Consider the following 19,545-nt stretch of genomic DNA (forward strand, 5'->3'; position numbering starts at 1 on the left):
TGAGCATGCTCAGCACCTCAGCCGCCGCAGTCTTGCGCTGGGTGCGGCCCCCGAAGGCGGCCATGACGACCGCCGAGCCTCACCAGAGCTGCGCGCCGGCCAGTCCCTGGGGCGCCCTGCGGGAAGCCACCCTGGCAGACCTGGCCACTTCCCCGACCTTGCACCACTGGACCGCGATCTCGCCTGCTGGCGCGCGACCCGGCCAGGGGCACCGGGCCAGGTGCAGATGGTGCCGCTGCCCGGCTACGGATCTCGAGGCCCGGCCACACCCCGCCGCCCGCTGGCAGACGTTCTCGACGATGTGTGACCGAACAGACCTGACGAAGACCCGCGAGTACCTGGGCCTGGCTTCGTATGAGGGGGAATATCGTCTTGGCATGACACATGAGTTCGATCTTGCTGCCTCCCTCGTTGACGGTCTCGGGGGACGCAGCGGCGCTTGGAACTTCATCCGAGGCTTCGCTGGGTATTGGGCCAGGCCTCTGGAGAGCGCCGATGGGTGGTCAGAGGCCGATCTGGTCGCAGCCGAGGAGAGGCTCGGAGTACGGCTGCCGGCCGCGTTGCGCGAGGCGTATCTGCTGTTCGGGCGCCGCCGGGATCTGACCAGCAACTACGACGTGCTCCTCGGCCCGGCCGAGCTCTACGTGGATGACGTCAGGGAGGCTCTCGTCTTCCGGCATGAGAATCAAGGCGCGGTATCTTGGGGCATCCTCCTCGACGGCCTTCAGGATGACGACCCTGCTGTGTTCAGCCGGATTGATCTGGTGGACAAGAGTGCCGAACGATGGGAAAGGTGGCTGGAGCGACTTTCCCTGTGCTTCGTTGAGATCGTTCTGTCCGAATCCCTGCATGCCGATGAAGAGCTCTGCGACTTCCTTGACGCGGATGAGTCCGACGTCGCGTTGCTGGAGGAGAACTTCGTCCGGCTGCCGTTCCCGCTGTATCCCATCGGCGATGAGGAAAACGGGAGCCGGTGGTTCCTAGGCCAGGACGCCCTGCTACGCGACGACGCCGGCGCAGCCATTTTTGCCCGCGGCCGGACGGCAGAAGACCTCGACCGCGTTCGGGACCTGATCCCGGCAGACTGGCTCAACGACTACCGCTGACCACCATCAGGGAGCCATATCGGCCAGGCTGCCGAGGCTGGAGTCAGCCCCGGGACTGCTGTTCGGCTCGGGCGCGGGTGGTGGCAAGTCGGTCCCGGTTTCGATTGGCTCCGCGAGCCGGAGGGACCTCGCTGGAACTCGGCGAAGCCTGCTGAGATGTAGCGCGGCACTCCCGGCGGTGGGGTCAGGAGCCAGCCGGCAACGGTCCGTTCGTCGACGACGCCGAGGCGCGGGAGTGCAGCAGCGAGTCCGCCGGATGCGGCGGTCGTACCGGATCCGCCTCGAGCGCGGCCACCAGCAAGACCTTCAGCAAGGCTTCAGGGGCGTCCCGCATCACGCTGTGGCCGGAGTCCAGTGCGTGTGTGCGCCAGGCGGGATCGGTGCGCAGTCGTTCGTAGAGCGCAGTGAAGGGGGACTGTCCGTCCCTGGCGGTGGCGTAGACGTAGTCCCTGCTCTGGTAGCGGTCGAGCCCGCCTTGCAGGCGGATCGCCTGGAGCAGGGAAGCCAGCGGGTGCGGAGTTGCCCGAGGATCGAAAAAGGGCAGCGGCGCGCTGGTGTAGCCGCTCTCACCAGTGCCCTGGAGGTATCAGGCGCGTTCCTGGTCGGTGACGAGCGACCAGCATGAGTCGCCCCTCACCCTCGGTGATATCGCGCGCCACAGACGTCTCACTATCTGTACTGAACAGGAAACAACCTGTATGCGGTTCTTGAGTGGATCGACTCCTGATACGCACACTCGTGGCGACGCAGGGGCACACGCCCCCGAAGGCGGGCGGTGCGTGGGCCATGGGGAGCCAGTCCCCCCGCCGCCGACTTCTCCGGCTGGCCAAGCCGACGACAAGGGCGGCGATCAGAATGCAGAGTCCCAGGTGAGAATCACGCGATTGCTCCTTGGGGTGGTGCCCGAACAAGCCACTGGGCACGACTGGCGCCTACCCTGGTAATGACCCGTCAAGCGAGAACGGAGGACACCATGCTCGTCCTCGGCGTCATCTTGCTCGTCATCGGCTTCGTGACCGGGCTTTCGATCCTGTGGACCATCGGGATCGTTCTGCTCGTCATCGGGGCCATTCTCTGGATCATGGGAGCGGCCGGGCACGCCGTCGGCGGCCGCAAACACTACTGGTAGCGAATAGCTGGAGTGTTGGCGGCCGGCGCTGGGCCGGGTCGGGGGTCGGGGAGGTGCAGTCGACGCGGGCGTGGGCCAAGTACGCTGCCGCAGCGACGGGCAGTCCAGCCCTGAGGCCTGCGCAGCTCTCCGTGGCCCTCAGCGACAACTCGGCGTGGTCGAGTCGGCCTTGGCGTCATGCTTGCGGCGCTCTGCGTCGCTCCAGGGGTGTGCGCAACGCGCTGTGCCCCTGGCGCCAGGTCTCGCGGAGGTGTGTCGCGAGGCGGTCCTCCAGCAGGACGGTCGCCGCGCAGCCGAAGGCGATGTCCGCCTCCAGAGCGGGTTCGTCGGCGAGGAGGCCGCCGATGACGTCGTGGCGCACGACCTGTTCGTGCACGGCGTCGGCCTCCACGTGCTCGGCGTAGAAGCGCTCGGCGGCGGGACCGGCCGCGCAGCGCCGCATGGCTCGGGCCATGCGGCGGGAGCCGGGCGAGGAGGTGACCTCGAGGCACGCAAAGTGCCCGACGAGGGCGCCGCGCAGGGCGCGGTGGAGCCCGAAGAGGGACATCGCGTTCACCGTGGCGAGCAGGACCGCGGGGGCCTGGTCGAGGTAGCGGCCGTACGTCGGATCCAAGTCCAGGTCGGTCATGAGGTCGGCGAAGAGCCGCGCGTGGACGCGGTCGGCGCGGCCGGCGCCGAACTCGTCGTACTCGATGGCCGCCATCGCGGCCTTGGCACGGCCGGTGAGTCGCGGGACGACCCAGACGTGGGGGTCCGCCTCCTTCAAGTGGTAGAGGGACCTCAGGGCCGCGTACTCGCGCAGCTGCCAGAGTTCGCCGTCGGTTTCCAGGTGGTGGCTGAGGCTGCCGGAGAGGTCCACGGGCTCGAGGAGGAGCGGGGCGAAGGCGTCCTCGACAGACCGGGGTCCGTCGGACAGCTCGGTGCGCAGGGCGTGGAGGAACCGGGCTTCCATCGCCTGCCGCAGCCGCAACAGGTCCGGATCCCATTCCCGTTCGTCCTCGACGCCGTCGAAGCCGCGGTAGTGGAGTTCGTAGAGGAGGCAGAGGGCGAGCTGGAGGTCCTCCCCCCACGGGTCGGCCTCTGCCACGGACCCGGCGGCGTAGACCGGCGGCCCGCCGGACCGCAGCGCCTGGGCCACGGCGCCGGACAGCTCGCCTCGCCCCTCGACCAGGCGGGGGCGGGCGGCGGTCGTCGGGCCGGGGGAGGCCATCACGGCGCCCCCTCCGCGGGCGGCGGGGCGGCCTGCTCGCGGGGGCGGTGGCTGGTGTCGCACCACGGGTACGTGCGGCTGCGACGGCAGGTGCACACCGCGACCACGAACCGGTCGGACCGGACGACGGTCCCGTCGTCGAGGACGATCTCGACCGGGCCCTCAACCAGGACCGGACCCTGCGGGTCGACAGACACCCGGCGGGCGGGCTTGGCCGCGGCAGCCGGGCCCACGGCGTTGTCAGAGGCACTCGGCACGGACGATCACCAGCTCTTCCCACTCCTCGTCCTCGGCCGCCAGGCCCTGCCGCTCCAGCCAGGCCCGCCGCGCACGCAGGACCGGGCCCCACGGGACGAAGGCCCGGTTGGTCACGTCCGCGGCCAGCCCCGCCCCGGTCAGCCGGTCGACGGTCTCCTCGGCCCCGCACATCGTCGAATGCACCATGAGCAGCACGCCCCCGGGACGCAGCAGGGCCGAGGCTGCCGAGCAGATCCGGTCGACGACTCCGCGCCCGTCGACGCCTGCGTCCCAGGCCCGCTCCGGTCCGCGCGACGCCGGCCATGCCCCCGGTGCGGGGACGTACGGAGGATTCGAGAAGACCAAGTCGAAACGCCGGCCCGCCGCGCGCACGACGAAGTCGCCGTGCACGACGCGCAAGGGCAGTCGCCGGCGCAGGGCGTTCAGACGCGCCGTGATCACCGCGGGCCAGGAGACGTCGACCGCCGTGACCAGAGCTCCCCTGCTCGCTGCCTGCAGGGCCAGGGCGCCGGTGCCCGTACCGATCTCCAGCACGTTCTTCCCCGGTGTGAGGTCCTCGTGGACGAGCGCCTCAGCGAGGAAACGGGTGTCCCTCTGCGGACGGTAGACACCCGGAAGGGCGATCAGGCCGGGCGGCAGTGTGCCCCAAGTGAGACCCATACCGGTGGACACTGCGCACCTCCAGGGGGCGATGCGGCCCGCGGAGGCGGGGCGCGGCAATCGACGCCACTGTGCGACTGCCCCAAACGGGGCGCCCCACCCCGAATTGTGGGGACCTTCAGAGGAACACACGGAAACCAAGCCCGGGAGTCCGTACACCGCTGTCGCACCTCACGATCGGACCCACCGAAGGCGAATTCAGCGAACGCGCATAGGCCCCGGTGCCCTTGCGCTGCGGTGTGTCGCCGAGCAGCCATAGACCAGCCTGCGCCGTGCGACTGTTCTGCTGCCCCCAGTATGCAATCCGTTCGGGTCCTGCGCAGGGTGCCAGAAGAAGGGGGTGACCCTTTCGGATCGAATCGATTCAGTCACTGGCTGCAATATTGATTGCCTTTCGTCCGCGCATTCCTTGCCCTCCCAGACGCGCTGCAAGATGGAGGCGTTCGCCTTGAGCGCTGCGGGGAGACGACGGCTCACCTTCGCCGATGTCACGCGGAGACATCGCCAACCACTCAGCCGCTGCCTTACGGTCTGCGGGCTGAGCGCCCCGTACGAGCGCGGCGGCGAGTATCACCCGCGAGCCGTCACGGCAGGGCTTTCAGGCGAGCATGCCGGTGCGGAGCTGGGTGAGCGTGCGGGTCAGCAGGCGTGAGACGTGCATCTGTGAGATGCCGAGTTCGGCGCCGATCTGGGACTGGGTCATCTCCTGGCCGAAGCGCATCTCGATGATGCGGCGGTCCCGGTCGTCGAGCTGGCCGAGGAGCGGGACCAGTGTGTGCAGGTCCTCTACCAACTCCATGGTCGGGTCTTCGGATCCGAGGACGTCGGCGTAGGAGCGCGTGGCAGTGGCCGGGCCGTCGTCGTCGCCGGGCAGGTCCAGGGAGCCGGCGGTGTAGCCGTTGGAGGCGACCATGCCTTCGATGATCTCGTCCTCGCTGAGATCCAGATGCTCGGCGAGTTCCTTGACGGTCGGTTCGCGGTCCAGGCGGCCGGCCAGCTGTTCCTTGGCCTTGGCGATGTCGACGCGCAGTTCCTGCAGACGGCGGGGCACGTGGACGGCCCACGTGGAGTCGCGGAAGAAGCGCTTGATCTCGCCGACGATGTAGGGGATGGCGAAACTGGTGAACTCCACTTCGCGCGAGAGGTCGAACCGGTCGATCGCCTTGATCAGGCCGATCGTGCCGACCTGGACGATGTCCTCCATCTCGCCGCTGCCACGGTTGCGGAACCGGCGGGCCGCGAAGTGGACCAGGGAGAGGTTCATCTCGATGAGGGTGTTGCGCGCGTACTGATACTCGCGTGTGCCCTCCTCCAAGACCTGGAGCCGGTCGAAGAACAGCTTCGACAGAGCCCGCGCGTCCTGGGGAGGCGTCTTCCCCGCGTCCTCGATCCAGGGCAGCTCACCGGTGGCAGCGCCCGTGGCCGCCGATACGGCCCCGCCCCGGGCTTGCACGCTGTGGGCAGCAGGCATAGAAACAGCTGTCATGTCCGTCGTCCTCCCCTGGTTTGCGGACTCGCTTGCGAACCGGCATCTGCCCCGGCGTGGAGAGCGCATGCCTGTCGTTCGACATGGACACCGCATGGACACCGCACACGGCGCAGTTGCAATTGCGACTGGACGTCAGGTGTTTGGAACCATTTAGCCTTTGGGCGCATGGCAGGTTTTCAGCGGGGTACACGAGCGCTCCGAGGTTGATAGCGATGGTTCCCCTGCTTCTCGCCCTGATTCTTTTCGGCACCGGCTTCGTGCTGAAGGCGCTGTGGTGGATTGCTGTCATCGTGCTGGTGGTCTGGCTGCTCGGCTCCGTGGTTCGGCCCGCTGCCAGCGGCGGCCGCAAGGGCCGCTGGTACCGCTGGTAGATCAGTCCTCAGGATCAGAGTGGGGCCTAGGAGCAATGCCGTTGCCTGAGGGCTGTCCCGCTATCGGCATCCTGTTCGACGTAGGGTCTGCAGGACAGCGCGGCCGGCGCTGTTGTCTCGGCGACATGAGAGGGCATCGTTGAACCCGAACCCCACCTGCTGCTTCTGCCTTCAGGTCATCGATCTCGACCAGGATGCGGCAGCGACCGAGCTCAGGCTCGGTGCGGTTGACCCGGTGCGAGGCGGTGTCGTGCGGCAGCAGGCCTATTCACACTCAAACTGCCTGCGCGAACGGGTCCACCCGGACATCGACCTCTGGTTTGAGTTCTGAGGCCAGGCTGGCCTCCAAGGCTGCCGCCCGTAGGTGCGATGATCCTGCGATGCCTCGCGTGATCACGGCGTAGGAACCGTCCCGGACAGCCCCGTTCACCGGGTTGAGCCCGCGGGCTCCGTGCTCTGTGCCGACGCCGTGTCCGCCGAGGGGTCAGTCCAGGTGCTGCTGGAAGAAGGCGGCCGCCTCCATGCCGACCCGAACGCGGACAGTCGGTCGGCAGGTTCCGGGGCGAAGAAGTCGTCGTGGCGGACGTCGGGGCCGGCCGAGCCGCCACTCGCTGTGGGAATGTGCTCGAGGTACGGCCTGGTGTCGACGTCGTACGGGCTGACCGTGTCTGCTCCACCCCAGCGGATGCCCACGGGCACCCGCACGGTCGCCAGGCTTTCCGGGGTCACGAGTCCGCCGACTCCGGGGGCTACCTGGAAGACCGCCCGCACTCGGGGATCCGAGAGGTCTGCTGCGGCGGCATCCAGCGCACGTCGTGACGACTCGTCCAGTGGATACTTCTTCCGCAGCGCCTCCAGAGCGCCGGGGAACTCGGGGATCTCCGGCAGAGGGACCGCTCCCGTCAGTACAGCCCACAGAATCTGCGGATCGACACGGGCCCCGGCAAGGGCAGCTGCCGTGTAACCGCCGAGGGAGAAACCCGCCACACCGAGCGGACCAAGCAGCTGCTCCCGGGCGAGTGCGTCGAGGGCGAAGGAGACGTCCCGGGGCCGTTCCCACACGTGGAGAAAGCCCTCCGGCTCGTAGCCGTCGACGTAGTTGTTGCCGTGGTGATCGAGGGCAACGACCCGGAAACCCGCCTCGTGCAGCGGTCGTACCAGCCACTCCATGTTGCTGCCCGAACCTCCAGTGCCGTGAGAGACGACGACCAGTGGAGCCGGTGCAGCCTGTGAGCGGCTCGGCTCCCACAGGTAAAGACGGACAGGGCGCGGACGAGCCGGATCCCGCAGATCACGTCGGGACTCGTCGTGCAGGACACGTATCAGCGGCTGACCCTGTCCAGAGATCATCATGGCGACATCCTAGGGAGGCCAAGGCTTTCGCCGACCACACGCTCTCGGCGTCCGCGGTGTGCCGCACCATGGGCGGCGAAACGCACCCATGAAGCAGCGCGTGCGTCTCGTACGACCCGCTACGTCGGGGCCGCCAGCGCCCCGTTGACAGTACGGAACGTGTGGACCGCGACTTCGCGGCTTGCGCGGGCGGCCCCCGCGCCGGGGCCGATCATTTGCCGATTCCGTCGGCGAGGCCCTTCACGATGTAGCGCTGGCCGAACAGGAACACCAGCACGATCGGCACCGCTGCGATGGTCATGCCGGCGAACACGACGGGGAAGTCGGTGCCGTGTTTGCTCATGAGGCTCGTCAGGCCCACCGGAAGGGTCTGGACGCTGCCGCCGGTGGTGAAGATCATCGCGAAGAGGTACTCGTTCCAGGCGAAGAGTACGTGCAGGAGCACGGTGGAGGCGATGATCGGCTTGGACATGGGCAGGATGATCCGCCAGAACGCGGTCCAGTGGCCGGCGCCGTCGATCTCGGCGGCCTCGTCGACCTCGCGTGGAAGATCGAGCATGTACGCGCGGATGAGGAAGGTGGTGAAGGGGATACGGAAGGCGGTATAGAGGATGAGTAGCGCCCAGAAGCTGTTGTACAGACCCATGGCCTGGAACATCCGTACCAGTGGCACCAGCGCGACGGTCGGGGCCAGCATCAGGCCGCCGAGGATGAGAACGGTCAGCACCCTGTTGAACGGGATGTCGACGCGGGTGAGGCCGTAGGCGGCCCACGCACTGATGAACACCGTCGCAACCGCCGAGGTGACCGTCACCAGGATGCTGGTGGTCACGTAGTCGCTCACGCCGCGGTTCCACGCGTTCCGGTAGTTCTCGAAGCTGAAGTGCGACGGCCATGCGAAGGGGTTGCCGAACAACTCGGCGTTCTCCTTGAAGCCGTTGAGCGCCATCCACAGCAGGGGGTAGAGCACGACCACGGCAAGCGCCAGCAGAAACGCCCACATGAACATCCGGCCGACTGCGCCGAGGAATCCGAGACGGGTCACCATTCCACCCTCTTCCGACGGGTGATCCACAGCTGGGCCACGGCGGCGACGATGGTGATCACGAAGATCACTGTGCCGATGGCGGCGGCGGAGCCGAAGTCGTTGCGTACGAAGCCGTTGCGGTAGAGCCAGGTGCCGAGTACCTGTGTCGAGTTGTTGGGGCCCCCGCTGGTCATCACCATGACCTCGTTGAAGACCTGGAAAGCACCGGAGATCGTCACCAGGATCATCAGTCCTGTCATCTCCCGTACCAAGGGGAGCGTGACCCGAAGGAAGCGGCGCACGGGCCCGACGCCGTCGAGGGCCGCCGCTTCGTACAGCTCCCGGGGGATGCGCTGGATGGCCACGGCGAAGAGGAGAACGGAGTAGCCGAAACCCTGCCACTGGCTCATCGTGATGACCGACAGCATCGCGGTGTCTTCCGACCCGAGCCAGGACCGGCCGAACCGGCCGAGCCCCACGGCGTCGAGTGCCTGGTTCAGCAGTCCCAGGTTCGGCTCGTAGACGAAGTAGAAGAGCAGTCCGGCGACGGTGAGGGAGATCGCCGAGGGAATGAAGTAGACGGTGCGCAGGACGCGTTGCCATCGGGGGCTGCGGACGCTCTCCACCAGTGCGGCCAGCAGCAGGGCGCCGAAGACCTGGAACACCACCGACAGCAGCGCGTAGAGGACGTTGTTGGCGAGAGCCCCCCAGAAGACCGGGTCGCCGGCCAGTTCCCGGTAGTTGTCGAGACCGACGTACTCCTGGTGACCGCTGTAGATGTCCCAGGCGAAGGTGGAGAACCCGAAGTTCTGCACGAGGGGGAGGTAGACGAACACCCCTAGCAGGACGAGGGCCGGCAGGATCCAGGCCAGCCCCGCCGCTCTCCGGTACACAGTGCGCATCGTCCGCCTCCTTTCCGCGCGTGGACTACTTCGCCGCGGCCGAGGCGCGACGCACCGTCTCGAGTACCTGCTCGGGGGTCCTGCTTCCGCTGATCAGCGCCTCACCGCCGGCCAGCCAGGCGTCGGCGACCTCCGGAACGGTCACCATGTCCAGCCACCCCGCGAGCCGTGGTGCGCGGTTCACGGCCTCGATGCCCTCGAAGACGGCCTTGCTGGACGTCTGCGGGGTGACGGCGCCGACGACGGTGCTGGGCTGACCGTACGGCGGAGAGGACAGCGTCTTGGCGGCAGGCAGGTCCGTCACGAACTTCATGAAGTCCACGGCGAGTGCCGCGCGCGGCGAGTCGGCGTTGACGAAGTACCCCTCGGGCGCGCCCTCGAGGACTCGGACGTCGCCACGGGCTCCGCTCGGGGCCGGCAGCCGGAAGAGGCCGAACTGCTCGGGCTTGACCGATCCGCCGGCGGTGGTGGTGTCGAACTCGAGTACTTCCTGGTAGTACATCGCCGCCTTGCCGTGCGAGAACGCTTCCTGGGCGGAGGTGTACAGCACGCCGTTGGTGCCGGCGCCGGTGTTGGTGCAGGCGGTGACGAGTGCCTTGAACTGCTTGAGCGCGGAGAGGTAGCCGGGGTGGTCGAGCGTGGCGGTCTGCGGTCGGTAGTCCGCTTCTCTGACGTCGGTCGGCACGTTGTAGGCGAACAGCTGCTGAAGGTAGTGCAGTGCGGGCCAGCCGTCCTTGTTGCCGAAGGCGATGGGTTCGAAGCCGGCCTTGCGCAGCGCGGGACAACTGCCGACGAGCTCGTCGAAGGTGACGGGCGCCTTGACGCCGGCCTTTGCGAACGCCGCCTTGTTGTAGCCCATGAACTTGCCGTTGTTGTACAGCGGGATGCCGTAGTACCGCCCGTCGTGGGCGAAGGCGTTCAGTGAGCCCTTGCCGAACGTGCGTCCCCACGGGGTGCCGGGGCCGATCACCTCGGTGAGGTCCGCCGCGCGGTTTCCGCGGATGAAGTTCTCCGCCCAGTTGCCCGTCCAGGTGAAGTAGACGTCGGGCAGGGCGCCGGATGCGGTGAGGGTCTTCGTCTTGTCCTTGATGCTCTGGTCGGTCTCCTGGATGAGCTCGACGTCGACGTCCGGGTGCTTCTTCTCGTAGGCGGCGGCGAGACCCTCGAAGTACGGGCTGAGGGGGTCCCCCGCGAACTTGGTGAGGACGCTCAGCTTGCCGGAGTACTCCGGCTCGGCGGTGACATCGGCGGTCGGCTTCTGCGAGGGGCCGGCGAAGCAGCCGGTCAGAGTCAGTGCCGCAGCGCCGACGAGGGCTACGGACGCCTTCAGTGCACGAGTGCGCATGGGCTGCCTTCCATGGGGAGAACGCGGGCCGGGCGCCTGGGCGCCACATGACGGGAGCGGAACGGACTCCGAAAGCGGTCCGCTGATTGGTGGGCGACTGTACAGAGATTCTGATACCGGTACCACCCTCATGTTCAAGATCTTCTTTTCCCATTTGCCGCAGGAGCCGTCCCGCCCTCCGTGAAGGGTCGGCGCTCTGACCAAGAAGAGCCACGTCAATGGGGATTGCGAGACTCTGGGGGGTCGTTCTGCCGCATGTCGGGGGTTGACGACCCCTCCACCGCGTGGCACGGTGGCCGCCGTGTGAGACCGGTATCAGTTGGCTGCCACGCCACCGGCCCGCCGCGCCCGAAAGGACGAAAGATGCTCGGATTCAACGAGCCGGAATTCCTCTCCCAGCTCGCCAGCGCGGTCGCCCTGCGACCCCAGATCGAGGAACTCGCCGACCGACTGACCGATGAAGGGATCGACAACCTCTTCCTGGTGGGCGCGGGCGGCACCTACGCCCAGATGTGGCCCTACGAACACCTCGCCCGCCGCACGTCGACGCTTCCCGTACGTGCGGCGATCGCCGCCGAACTGATCGCGTCGGACGACGCCGCACTCGGCGCACGCTCGGCCGCGGTGTTCACCTCCGTGTCCGGGACGACGGACGACTGCCTCCGGGCCATCGACTTCTGCGCCGCCAAGGGCGTCCGTACGATCAGCTTTACCGGCTACCCGCAGTCGCCCGTCGCGCTGAAGGCCGACGAGGTTCTCGTGTCCGAGCCCAAGGCGTGGCCGTTCGACCCCCAACTGCTGCTCCTGCTGGGCCGGCTGCTGTCCCGGCGGGGCGAGTTCGACGGATACGAGCGGCTGGCCGACGAACTCGCCGGCCTGCCGGGCGTCCTGCTCGACGTAGCCAGGCAGGCCGAAGCCCCGGCGGCGGCCTTCGCCGACGCGCACAAGGAGACCGACTATCACTTCCTGGTCGGCGGCGGGAACCTGTGGGGCTTCACCTATCTCTACTCCATGTGCGTGCTGGAGGAGATGCAGTGGCTGCGGACCACACGCGTCCACAGCGCCGAGTTCTTCCACGGCTCACTGGAACTGCTGGAGAAGGACACCAGTGTGATCGTCTTCCAGGGAGAGGACGAGACGCGCGCGCTGACCGACCGCGTCGTGTCCTTCGCCCGGCGCATCTCGAGCGACGTCAACGTCTTCGACACACGTGACTACCCCCTCGACGGCATCAGCCCCGAATTCCGGGGCCTGCTCGCGCCGCTCGTCCTCGACACCGTGATGGGGCGGGTCAGCAAGCACCTGGAGCGGGTCCGCGACCACTCCCTCGACCTGCGGCGCTACTACCGGGTCATGCCCTACTGATCTCTGGGCCTCTGTTCCCGCCGGGCCCGTGGCCCGACGGGAACGAGGGCCCGGACCGCCCCGTGCCCGCTCGGCCAGGGACTCGGCGGGCGCCCCGACCACGCCGCCGGGTACCGGCGTGTCCCCTGCCACCGTCCTGCGGGGCCCGTCCCAGGGCCGCGGGTACGCCCCTCGATGTGCAAAGGAAGAGAACATGCGGGCATCGGCATCTCCCGGCAGCGGCCCTGTGCGAGTCCTCGGTTTCGGTGACAACGTCGTCGACCGTTTCGTCGACCGGCGCGTCGACTATCCGGGCGGCAACAGCGTCAACGTCGCCGTGCTCGCCCGGCGTCACGGCCTGGAGTCCGGATACCTCGGCGTTTTCGCCGACGACGACCTCGGCCGGTTCGTGCGGGAGGCGATCGTCGCCGAGGGAGTGGAGGTGGACCACTGCGTCGTACGGGAGGGGGAGAGCGGGCTGTCCACCTTGCGTGTCGACGCCGGTGAGCGCGTGTTCCTCGGGTGGAACGGCGGTGGGGTCTCGCTGCGACAGCCCTTGGTGCTCGACGACGCGCTGCTCGCGTACGTGGCGCTGTTCGGCGTCGTCCACTCCAGCGTCTACTCCGCCACCGAGGACCAGCTCCCCCTCCTCGCAGGCAGCGGCCCGCTGGTGACGTTCGACCTCTCGGGCGAGGAGGAGTACCGCACCGCCGCCTACCTGGACCGGGTCTGCCCGTACGCCGACCTGGTCCTGCTGTCCTGCTCCCACCTCGACCACTCGGCAACCCGACGGCTGCTCGAGGACGTCGTCCAGCGCGGCGCAGGAATCGCGCTGGCCACCCGGGGTGCAGAGGGCGCCATGGCCTACGACGGCCATCACCTGTCCGAGGTGCCCGCCCGCCCGATGTCCTGGACGGGCGGCATGATCGACACGATGGGCTGCGGGGACGCCTTCCTCACCGGGTTCGTCGTCGCACTTCTGCGCTCCGGCTGGACGACGGACGCACGGCCAGGGGAACGCGCAGTCGCCCACGCCCTCCGACGGGGCGCGGACTCCGCGTACGCGCAGTGCTTCGTCGAAGGAGCTTTCGGCCACGGCCGGCCCGTCGGCCACGCTGTGACCTCTACCATTGACCCGGCCCTCGGCCAGACGAAGGGAGCAGTGGACCCATGCCAGTAGATCGGCCGCGCGCGTCCGGTTCACCGACGATCTCCGAGGTGGCCGCGGAGGCAGGAGTCGGCCGGGCAACGGCGGCGCGCACCCTTGGCGACTACGGGTACGTCAGCCCGGAACTGAGGGAACGGGTCCTCGCAGCGGCGGAGAAGCTCGGATACCGGGCGAACGCGCTCGCCCGCAGCATGTCCACAGGGGTGAGCCACACACTCGGCGTGGTCGTCGCCGACATCGGCAACCCCTTCTTCGCCGGTGTCGTCCGCGGGATCAGCGACACCACCCGCAAGCGCGGCTTCGACGCCCTCGTCCTGAGCACCTACGAGGAGCTCGATGAGGAGGTCGCGGCGACGAACGTGCTCCTGGACAAGCGCGTCGACGGCATCATCATCGCCTCCGCCGCGGTGAGCAGACGGGAAGTGAGCCACATCCGCACGGCGCTGGACCGGGGCGTCCCGGTCGTCCTCGTCGACCGGGCGATCGCCTCCCTCGATCTCCACGCGGTCATCAGCGACAACCGTGAAGCCGCCCGCGAGGCCGTGACGGCCCTGACCACGGCCGGTCACCGCCGTATCGGGTTCGTCTGGGGACCTCCCGTCCCGGAGCCGCCCACCACACGGCGCGGACTGTTCGCCGCCTCCGCGCGCAATCTGTGGACCGACAGCGAGCGGCTACGGGGGTACCTCGACGCACTCGACGACGCCGGCATCCTCTTCGACCCGCAGCTGGTGATGGTGGGCCCCAAGACCGAGCAGCGGGCCACGTACGAGGTCGACCGGATGCTCGGCCTCACCGATCGGGCCACCGCCTTCTTCTGCACCGAGACCGACGCCATGACCGGGGCCCTGCGCGCCCTGAGGGCGAGGAAGCTGTCCTACCCCGGCGACGTGTCGCTGATCGGATTCGACGACAGCGCGTGGGCCGCCGTCATGGACCCGCCGCTGACGATGATCGAGCAGCCTGTGCACCAGTTGGGCGCCGCAGCCGCCGCGGTGCTCCTCGACACCCTGTCGGGCAACGGGAGCGAGCCCGCAACCCATACTCTCCCCAGCCGATTCGTCGTCCGCTCATCGGTCGCCCCGCCGCGCGTCCCAGCGGGGGAGTAGTGCCGTAGCCACCAGCGTCCGCGCGAAGGGACTCCCACCGGGTCGGCAGCCAGCTTCTGGGCAAGCTGCGTGCTGGTCGCCGATGAACGACGATGGAGAGACAGGGGCTGGCCGGTTCTGGGCCTCCGCCCCGCAGGGCGCATACCGCCGTGGCGCGCCGAGGACTGCGCGCGGAGGGAGTTCGCCGTGGACCCGCCCGCTGCCTCCGGTCCGGACGAGCATGGCCGGCACCAGCCGAGCGACCGTATGGACGATGCCGAACGAGCAGAGTACGAGCGGCTCCGTCGCGCACTCAACATGCGACACCGTCGTCTCCGTCTTGCGGGAGCGTCCCTGCTCCTCGTACTGGCTGTCCTGCTCGCACCGATCACCGTCGTTGCTACCTGGGTGAATTCCGAGGTCACCGATGTCGATCGGTATGAGCAGACCGTCTCGCCTCTTGCCAGAGACCCCGCTGTGCAGGACCTGATGATCAATCGTGTCACCGACGGTCTGGTCGACAAGATCGACGTTCGCAAGATCACCGACACGCTAGCCGACGCTCTGGCCGACCGTGACGCACCCCGCTTTCTCGTCGACGCGGCCAGGGCACTGGACGAAGAGCTCAAAGGCGGCCTGAGGACCGTTGTGCACTACACGGTCGACAGGGTGGTGACGAGCGACGCCTTCGCCAAGGCGTGGGACACCATCCACCGCGGCGCGCACACCGCCGCGATGAACGTGCTCACCGGAGAGGGGGACGGAGCGCTCGTGGTCAAGGGCGACACCATCACACTGAACGTCGGCACCGTGATCGAGGAACTGCAGAAGCAGGTGATCGGTGTGACGCTCGTCGGGGCAGAAGACATTCCCGGGGCCGACAAGTCGATCGTGCTGGTGCGCAACGACCATCTGAGCGAGGCCCGTGATGCAGCCCGCTGGCTCGGCGTCGTCGGCCCGTGGCTGCCCCTGGCGGTAGTGGTGCTCGCCGGGTTGGGCATCTGGGCGGCGCCTTCACGCCGGGTCGCGCTGATGGCCGCCGCCATCGGCACCGGGATCATGATGTGCGGCCTGCTCGTCGCACTCGCTGTCATGCGCCAGATCTTCCTGGATGCGATACCGCCGGCAGCCCAGTCGCAGGACGCCGCGGCAGTCCTCTACGACACCCTGGTGAGGTTCCTCCGACAAGCCATCCTCGTCAGTCTCCTCGTGGCCCTGCTCACCGTGATCGCCTGCTACCTGTACGGACACGGCCGCGGTGCCGCCGCCGTACGCTCGGCAGCGGTCCGAAGCGCCGACACCGCCGGGCGCGCGCTCGCCCGGAAGGGATTGAAGCCTGGCGCCTTCGGACAGTGGCTTCGCACGCATTGGTCCCTGACCACGGGCGTCGTCATCGGGGCCGGAGGTCTCGCCCTCTTCCTGTGGAACTACCCCACGCCCGCCGCCGTGGCCCTGGTGCTCCTGCTCGTCGTGGTCGTCCTGGTCACCCTGGGCATCCTTGCCGCTACGGACAGAGCGGAACCACGCTGACACGCGCGGCCCCGCTGCGATGGACAGTGCTCCGACCGCATGGGTCCGCCGTCGAGTTGACGGCCGGCCATATGGTCAAGGAAGAGCGATGCAGACTCGGAATGTCTGCACCCGTTGCCATGAACTGATTCACTCCGGAATGCGCTACGAGAAGACGGCCCACTCTCTGGCCGTACTCCACATCCCAGGCATCTTCCTCTGCCGTCCCCGGCCCGACGAACTCCGGTAGAGATTCATATACCCCAATTGTTTCGAAACCGGCCGCGAGGGCACACTCGTGGGCGGCTGAAGTGCGAGCGGGCTGGGCCGCGCGCCGCCTTCCCGGTGCACGGCCTTCGAAGTACTCCCGCGGCACATCCACGCGGTCCCACGAGCCGCCCCTCACTTATGGATTCTCCAGGGCGGCCCGCCATCGCAGGTGATGCGTGCGCTGCAGCCACAGCTTTCCGCCCCTGGGCACGGGCGGGCGCCAGGACTCTACGAAGGAACCGACATGAGTGCCAGCGAGAAGGCGAAAGCTCAGATCGAACAAGTTGCTGGGCAAGCCGTGAAAAAGGGAGCCCATGCGATGGGCAAGGAGAAAATCGCCGCCAAAGGCGCCGCCCTGGAAGCCAGGGGGAAAGCCAGGGAGCTGAAGGAGAAGGCCAAGGGCGCCTTCTGAAGACTTGATGCCCCCGAAGCGCAAGAAATTCCCACCCTCGGCTTGCATTGCTGCGGCTCTGCTGTGCGGCCCCGTTGTCGTGGTGCGCGGGGCCGCATGGCGCCAGTCGTGCGCAAACAGGGAAACTCCTGGAAGCAGGTCTAACACCGGCTCTACACAACGGAGGAGGAAGGCATCATGGGCATCATCGCGTGGATTCTCATCGGGCTGCTCGCGGGCCTCATTGCCAAAGCCCTGATGCCGGGCAAGGACCCTGGCGGCATCATCATCACCACGCTCATCGGCATCGCGGGCGGCCTGCTCGGGGGCTGGCTGGGCAAGGTCGTCTTCGGCGTCGACTCCATCGACGGCTTCTTCGATCTCTCCACCTGGATCGCCGCCGTCGTCGGCTCCCTCATCCTCCTCGCCGTCTACCGCCTCCTCACCCGCAAGAGGCAACGCCGCGCCTGACCCGGCGCGTTGGCGGTGCCGCCGTCGTGTACTTGAGGCTGGCCGCGTTCACCCCAGAACTGAGCGGGCTCGCACCCCGCCGGTCTGCTTCCGCGCGGCGCTCCTCGGTCAGGCCCTGCCCTGGACGTCGTCATCTCCGGGGCGGCAGGAGAGGTCCCAGTGGCCCGAGGTCGAGATTGAGGTCCTCCAGCGCGTAGCCGTGCTGGGCGCACAAGTCGGCCAGCCGGTCGTGGAGCGCCAGCAGCGTGGCTCCCAGCTCCTCCTCCTGGTCGTCTGTGAGGTCTCCCGCGTCCACGCGGCGCAACGCCTGGCGCTCGATGAGCTGACGCAGGAGCTCGACCACGGTGAGGACGAGCTTGAGCAGGTCCTCTTCCACCGTGTCGCGGTCGGTGTACATACGGTGAGCAGGACGCGGGGGCGCGTCGCGCGGCGTAGGCGGTTCCTGAATGAGCCGGAACGCTCGCGACATCGAGTCGCCGACGCCCTTGAGGCCGGGATCCGGGGGCGGCGGTGGGTCGCGGCGCCGATCGGGGCGTTCTTCAGTCATCTCGGCCGCCCGTGGCCGGGTGGGTCTCGGAACTGACGGAGACGATGAGAGCGCGCAGCGAGATACGGACGAGATCGATGTCGGCGATGGAGAGAACGATGTCGCCGGTGATGACCACGCCACCGCTGAGCAGCCGGTCGAGGAGATCCACCAGCGCCACTTGGCGCTCGGGCAGCGGTTCTCCGTGCTCCGCGAGAGTCATGAGCCGGGCTCCTCGCCGGTGGCCGGGTGTCGGGGCTCGGCCGGCGGCATGGCGAAGGAGTAGGGCGCCCAGGGCCCGGTCACTTCGACACGAATGCCGTCGAAGGCGCCGACGGCCTCTTCGACGGCGGCCCGGAACTCCTCCGCGTACGCCTCGGGGACGAGGTACGCGTCGTTGAGCACGTTCTCAGCCGGCCCGGTCAGGGCGCCGCTCTGGGCGGGGTGTCGCACGTGGTGCGAGGCGTATCGGGAGGCGACGGCTCCGACGATTCCGGCGGCCTGCTGCGCTTGGCCGTATACGGCTTCCTGGGCGTTGTGCTGAGCCCTGCGGCGCTGGAGATACGCCTTGCCGGGATTGGTGGCCGCGCCGGTGTCGGCGTCTGCGGCAGGTCCCGTGTCGGGCGGGGCTGCGGTGGGCGCGAGGTAGATCTTCACGCCGAATTCGGTGTGGGCGGCGAGCTGGGCGAGCCTTTCGGCGAACGCGTCGTGCTGCTCGGCGAGAGCTTGGACGGCGCGGTCGTCGTCCTGGTAGACGGTGGCCATGCGCAGGGGAAGCACCGTGGTGTGCGTGGAGAGCGCCTGGACGACATCGTGGTGGGCACGGGCGACGTCCTCGAGCCACTCCAAGTCCTCGAAGTGGTTCTTCAGAGCGCTTTCGTTGAAGTCACGCCGAGGTACGTGGCTGGTGGCGAAGGCCAGGGGAGGCGATGGGCCGGGGTCGGCGCCGGGCGGCGCGGTGACGAACAGGACAGGCGATCCGTAGATCCCGCGGAGGCCCGACAGAGCGTCCTGGAGGCCTGTCTCGAGGGGGGCGGCAGCGTAGACGTAGGTGAGGGCGTCGTCGGATGTGGTCATCGCCCGCGCCCCCCTGCGGTCCCACCGCCCGTATCGCTCTCAGGCTCCTCATCGGCTGCGTCTTCTGGGAACTCTGAACCCTCCAGGCGTTCGCTGCGCAGGGCCTCCAGCTCGGCGCGCAGCCGGCGGTTCTCCTGCTCGAGGGGGCTGCCGGTGGCACGTGAGGAGAGGGAGGGGTCGTGCTCCCACCAGTCGATGCCCATCTCCTTCGCCTTGTCCACGGAGGCGACCAAGATCCGGAGTTTGATCGTCAACAGTTCGATGTCGAGAAGGTTGATGCGGATGTCGCCGGCGATGACGATGCCTTTGTCCAGGACTCTCTCCAGGATGTCGGCGAGGCTGGAGGTGCTTTGCCCGTACGGCTCCGGGGCGGCTCGGGACGGGAAGGATCCGAGTCGGCCGGGTAGTGGCTCAGACACGATGAAGGCCTCGCTTCCCCATCAGGGAGATTGCTGGCGGAACTCTGCGATCTCTTCGAGCCGGTCGATCAGCTCGTCCTCCCGGCGGTCGAAGGTGTCCTGGTCGATTTCGCCGCTCAGCAGCTGCCGCTCGAGGTCGGCGAGCTCGCGCCACACCGGGACCGGGTCGTAGTACTCGTCTTCTGCTTTCTCCGCGACCCGCTGGGCGGCCCATACGACGCCCTTCACCGGCGCGATGGGAAGGGTGAACAGGCTTGTGAACAGTCCCATGGCTCGTGTCCTCCTCTCGTTGGGATCCGAGGTCGCCGGTCACTGAACGAAGCTGTACGGGGGCAGCGGGCCGGTGACCCGGAAGTCGACGCCGCCCTCGATCTGTCGAGCGAGGCTGGCCTGCGCCGCCAGGAAGTCCTCTGTCCGGTCATGGGGCACCAG

General features: G+C 68.2%; 24 protein-coding genes and 1 pseudogene. 11 read left to right on the plus strand and 14 right to left on the minus strand.

The features are described from left to right. Positions 1–214 precede the first annotated feature (214 nt). From AB0M39_RS18885 to AB0M39_RS18895, 3 genes and pseudogenes are all read left to right on the plus strand, one after another. Positions 215–307: pseudogene (locus tag AB0M39_RS18885) on the plus strand (nitroreductase); the annotation flags it as partial. Positions 308–377: 70 nt separating this feature from the next. Then, entirely contained in the window at positions 378–1,106 is a 729-nt protein-coding gene (locus AB0M39_RS18890) for an SMI1/KNR4 family protein (RefSeq protein WP_365365653.1), read from the plus strand. Between the two features lie 973 nt (positions 1,107–2,079). Continuing rightward, a complete protein-coding gene (locus tag AB0M39_RS18895; RefSeq protein WP_365365655.1) occupies positions 2,080–2,235 on the plus strand; it encodes a DUF6131 family protein in 156 nt (51 codons plus the stop codon). A gap of 175 nt (positions 2,236–2,410) precedes the next feature. Here AB0M39_RS18895 and AB0M39_RS18900 read toward each other — a convergent pair whose 3' ends face one another. The 4 genes from AB0M39_RS18900 to AB0M39_RS18915 form a co-directional block, all read right to left on the minus strand. Next, positions 2,411–3,445, minus strand: a complete 1,035-nt coding sequence (locus AB0M39_RS18900) for an iron-containing redox enzyme family protein (RefSeq protein WP_365365657.1) — start codon at positions 3,443–3,445, stop codon at positions 2,411–2,413. Continuing rightward, on the minus strand, positions 3,445–3,702 hold the full coding sequence (locus tag AB0M39_RS18905; RefSeq protein WP_365365659.1) for a CDGSH iron-sulfur domain-containing protein: 258 nt from the start codon (positions 3,700–3,702) through the stop codon (positions 3,445–3,447). The genes AB0M39_RS18900 and AB0M39_RS18905 overlap by 1 nt, the downstream gene beginning before the upstream one ends. Next, positions 3,686–4,363, minus strand: coding sequence for a HemK2/MTQ2 family protein methyltransferase (locus AB0M39_RS18910; protein ID WP_365365661.1), 678 nt, complete (start codon positions 4,361–4,363; stop codon positions 3,686–3,688). The genes AB0M39_RS18905 and AB0M39_RS18910 overlap by 17 nt, the downstream gene beginning before the upstream one ends. A 598-nt stretch (positions 4,364–4,961) precedes the next feature. After that, positions 4,962–5,849, minus strand: coding sequence for an RNA polymerase sigma factor SigF (locus tag AB0M39_RS18915; protein ID WP_365365663.1), 888 nt, complete (start codon positions 5,847–5,849; stop codon positions 4,962–4,964). Positions 5,850–6,064: 215 nt separating this feature from the next. Here AB0M39_RS18915 and AB0M39_RS18920 point away from each other — a divergent pair, with 215 nt between their 5' ends. Together AB0M39_RS18920 and AB0M39_RS18925 are read left to right on the plus strand one after the other, a co-directional pair. Next, a complete protein-coding gene (locus AB0M39_RS18920) occupies positions 6,065–6,223 on the plus strand; it encodes a hydrophobic protein (protein WP_365365665.1) in 159 nt (52 codons plus the stop codon). A gap of 139 nt (positions 6,224–6,362) precedes the next feature. Further along, positions 6,363–6,554 (plus strand): hypothetical protein, encoded by a 192-nt coding sequence (locus AB0M39_RS18925; protein WP_365365667.1) that lies wholly within the window; start codon positions 6,363–6,365, stop codon positions 6,552–6,554. A 95-nt stretch (positions 6,555–6,649) separates the two neighbouring features. Here AB0M39_RS18925 and AB0M39_RS18930 read toward each other — a convergent pair whose 3' ends face one another. From AB0M39_RS18930 to AB0M39_RS18945, 4 genes are all read right to left on the minus strand, one after another. After that, positions 6,650–7,393 carry a hypothetical protein gene (locus AB0M39_RS18930; RefSeq protein WP_365365669.1) on the minus strand — a complete coding sequence of 248 codons (744 nt, stop codon included), beginning with the start codon at positions 7,391–7,393 and terminating at the stop codon, positions 6,650–6,652. Positions 7,394–7,787: 394 nt separating this feature from the next. Beyond that, complete coding sequence (locus tag AB0M39_RS18935; protein ID WP_365365671.1) at positions 7,788–8,624, minus strand: carbohydrate ABC transporter permease; 837 nt, start codon at positions 8,622–8,624, stop codon at positions 7,788–7,790. Next, a complete protein-coding gene (locus AB0M39_RS18940; RefSeq protein WP_365365673.1) occupies positions 8,618–9,505 on the minus strand; it encodes a sugar ABC transporter permease in 888 nt (295 codons plus the stop codon). Before AB0M39_RS18940 ends, AB0M39_RS18935 begins: the two co-directional genes overlap by 7 nt. A 25-nt stretch (positions 9,506–9,530) precedes the next feature. Further along, positions 9,531–10,850: an extracellular solute-binding protein gene (locus AB0M39_RS18945; protein ID WP_365365675.1), complete on the minus strand. Its 1,320-nt coding sequence runs from the start codon at positions 10,848–10,850 to the stop codon at positions 9,531–9,533. A 363-nt stretch (positions 10,851–11,213) separates the two neighbouring features. Between AB0M39_RS18945 and AB0M39_RS18950 the strand changes: the two genes are divergently transcribed. From AB0M39_RS18950 to AB0M39_RS18975, 6 genes are all read left to right on the plus strand, one after another. After that, a complete protein-coding gene (locus AB0M39_RS18950; protein ID WP_365365677.1) occupies positions 11,214–12,215 on the plus strand; it encodes an SIS domain-containing protein in 1,002 nt (333 codons plus the stop codon). A gap of 193 nt (positions 12,216–12,408) precedes the next feature. After that, on the plus strand, positions 12,409–13,374 hold the full coding sequence (locus tag AB0M39_RS18955; protein WP_365365679.1) for a PfkB family carbohydrate kinase: 966 nt from the start codon (positions 12,409–12,411) through the stop codon (positions 13,372–13,374). After that, positions 13,365–14,471 (plus strand): LacI family DNA-binding transcriptional regulator, encoded by a 1,107-nt coding sequence (locus AB0M39_RS18960; protein ID WP_365365681.1) that lies wholly within the window; start codon positions 13,365–13,367, stop codon positions 14,469–14,471. Before AB0M39_RS18955 ends, AB0M39_RS18960 begins: the two co-directional genes overlap by 10 nt. A 186-nt stretch (positions 14,472–14,657) precedes the next feature. Next, positions 14,658–15,980 carry a hypothetical protein gene (locus tag AB0M39_RS18965; protein WP_365365683.1) on the plus strand — a complete coding sequence of 441 codons (1,323 nt, stop codon included), beginning with the start codon at positions 14,658–14,660 and terminating at the stop codon, positions 15,978–15,980. 493 nt (positions 15,981–16,473) lie between these two features. Continuing rightward, positions 16,474–16,641, plus strand: coding sequence for a hypothetical protein (locus AB0M39_RS18970; RefSeq protein ID WP_365365685.1), 168 nt, complete (start codon positions 16,474–16,476; stop codon positions 16,639–16,641). 177 nt (positions 16,642–16,818) lie between these two features. Next, on the plus strand, positions 16,819–17,091 hold the full coding sequence (locus tag AB0M39_RS18975) for a GlsB/YeaQ/YmgE family stress response membrane protein (RefSeq protein WP_365365687.1): 273 nt from the start codon (positions 16,819–16,821) through the stop codon (positions 17,089–17,091). A 130-nt stretch (positions 17,092–17,221) separates the two neighbouring features. Here the strand turns inward: AB0M39_RS18975 and AB0M39_RS18980 are convergent, their stop codons facing one another. The 6 genes from AB0M39_RS18980 to AB0M39_RS19005 are packed head-to-tail and all read right to left on the minus strand — an operon-like array spanning position 17,222 to position 19,542. Beyond that, complete coding sequence (locus AB0M39_RS18980; RefSeq protein WP_365365689.1) at positions 17,222–17,638, minus strand: gas vesicle protein K; 417 nt, start codon at positions 17,636–17,638, stop codon at positions 17,222–17,224. Next, positions 17,631–17,840, minus strand: a complete 210-nt coding sequence (locus AB0M39_RS18985) for a gas vesicle protein (protein WP_365365691.1) — start codon at positions 17,838–17,840, stop codon at positions 17,631–17,633. The genes AB0M39_RS18980 and AB0M39_RS18985 overlap by 8 nt, the downstream gene beginning before the upstream one ends. Then, positions 17,837–18,694: a GvpL/GvpF family gas vesicle protein gene (locus AB0M39_RS18990; RefSeq protein WP_365365693.1), complete on the minus strand. Its 858-nt coding sequence runs from the start codon at positions 18,692–18,694 to the stop codon at positions 17,837–17,839. Before AB0M39_RS18990 ends, AB0M39_RS18985 begins: the two co-directional genes overlap by 4 nt. Further along, the gene (locus AB0M39_RS18995; protein WP_365365695.1) at positions 18,691–19,113 is read right to left on the minus strand and encodes a gas vesicle protein; all 423 of its coding nucleotides are present in this window, start codon (positions 19,111–19,113) and stop codon (positions 18,691–18,693) included. The genes AB0M39_RS18990 and AB0M39_RS18995 overlap by 4 nt, the downstream gene beginning before the upstream one ends. A gap of 21 nt (positions 19,114–19,134) precedes the next feature. Beyond that, positions 19,135–19,383 carry a gas vesicle protein GvpG gene (locus AB0M39_RS19000; protein ID WP_365365697.1) on the minus strand — a complete coding sequence of 83 codons (249 nt, stop codon included), beginning with the start codon at positions 19,381–19,383 and terminating at the stop codon, positions 19,135–19,137. Between the two features lie 39 nt (positions 19,384–19,422). Continuing rightward, the gene (locus tag AB0M39_RS19005; protein WP_365365701.1) at positions 19,423–19,542 is read right to left on the minus strand and encodes a GvpL/GvpF family gas vesicle protein; all 120 of its coding nucleotides are present in this window, start codon (positions 19,540–19,542) and stop codon (positions 19,423–19,425) included. Positions 19,543–19,545 lie beyond the last annotated feature (3 nt).

Source organism: Streptomyces sp. NPDC051907 (assembly GCF_040681075.1).
Classification (GTDB): domain Bacteria; phylum Actinomycetota; class Actinomycetes; order Streptomycetales; family Streptomycetaceae; genus Streptomyces.

Coding starts and splice junctions, on each gene's coding strand:
- AB0M39_RS18985 (WP_365365691.1), bottom strand. CDS start 17,840: ATGACTCTCGCGGAGCACGGAGAACCGCTGCCCGAGCGCCAAGTGGCG.
- AB0M39_RS18920 (WP_365365665.1), top strand. CDS start 6,065: ATGGTTCCCCTGCTTCTCGCCCTGATTCTTTTCGGCACCGGCTTCGTG.
- AB0M39_RS18970 (WP_365365685.1), top strand. CDS start 16,474: ATGAGTGCCAGCGAGAAGGCGAAAGCTCAGATCGAACAAGTTGCTGGG.
- AB0M39_RS18990 (WP_365365693.1), bottom strand. CDS start 18,694: ATGACCACATCCGACGACGCCCTCACCTACGTCTACGCTGCCGCCCCC.
- AB0M39_RS18940 (WP_365365673.1), bottom strand. CDS start 9,505: ATGCGCACTGTGTACCGGAGAGCGGCGGGGCTGGCCTGGATCCTGCCG.
- AB0M39_RS18980 (WP_365365689.1), bottom strand. CDS start 17,638: ATGACTGAAGAACGCCCCGATCGGCGCCGCGACCCACCGCCGCCCCCG.
- AB0M39_RS18960 (WP_365365681.1), top strand. CDS start 13,365: ATGCCAGTAGATCGGCCGCGCGCGTCCGGTTCACCGACGATCTCCGAG.
- AB0M39_RS18895 (WP_365365655.1), top strand. CDS start 2,080: ATGCTCGTCCTCGGCGTCATCTTGCTCGTCATCGGCTTCGTGACCGGG.
- AB0M39_RS18975 (WP_365365687.1), top strand. CDS start 16,819: ATGGGCATCATCGCGTGGATTCTCATCGGGCTGCTCGCGGGCCTCATT.
- AB0M39_RS18915 (WP_365365663.1), bottom strand. CDS start 5,849: ATGACAGCTGTTTCTATGCCTGCTGCCCACAGCGTGCAAGCCCGGGGC.
- AB0M39_RS19000 (WP_365365697.1), bottom strand. CDS start 19,383: ATGGGACTGTTCACAAGCCTGTTCACCCTTCCCATCGCGCCGGTGAAG.
- AB0M39_RS18935 (WP_365365671.1), bottom strand. CDS start 8,624: ATGGTGACCCGTCTCGGATTCCTCGGCGCAGTCGGCCGGATGTTCATG.
- AB0M39_RS18890 (WP_365365653.1), top strand. CDS start 378: ATGACACATGAGTTCGATCTTGCTGCCTCCCTCGTTGACGGTCTCGGG.
- AB0M39_RS18910 (WP_365365661.1), bottom strand. CDS start 4,363: ATGGGTCTCACTTGGGGCACACTGCCGCCCGGCCTGATCGCCCTTCCG.
- AB0M39_RS18930 (WP_365365669.1), bottom strand. CDS start 7,393: ATGGAGTGGCTGGTACGACCGCTGCACGAGGCGGGTTTCCGGGTCGTT.
- AB0M39_RS18900 (WP_365365657.1), bottom strand. CDS start 3,445: ATGGCCTCCCCCGGCCCGACGACCGCCGCCCGCCCCCGCCTGGTCGAG.
- AB0M39_RS18955 (WP_365365679.1), top strand. CDS start 12,409: ATGCGGGCATCGGCATCTCCCGGCAGCGGCCCTGTGCGAGTCCTCGGT.
- AB0M39_RS18945 (WP_365365675.1), bottom strand. CDS start 10,850: ATGCGCACTCGTGCACTGAAGGCGTCCGTAGCCCTCGTCGGCGCTGCG.
- AB0M39_RS18950 (WP_365365677.1), top strand. CDS start 11,214: ATGCTCGGATTCAACGAGCCGGAATTCCTCTCCCAGCTCGCCAGCGCG.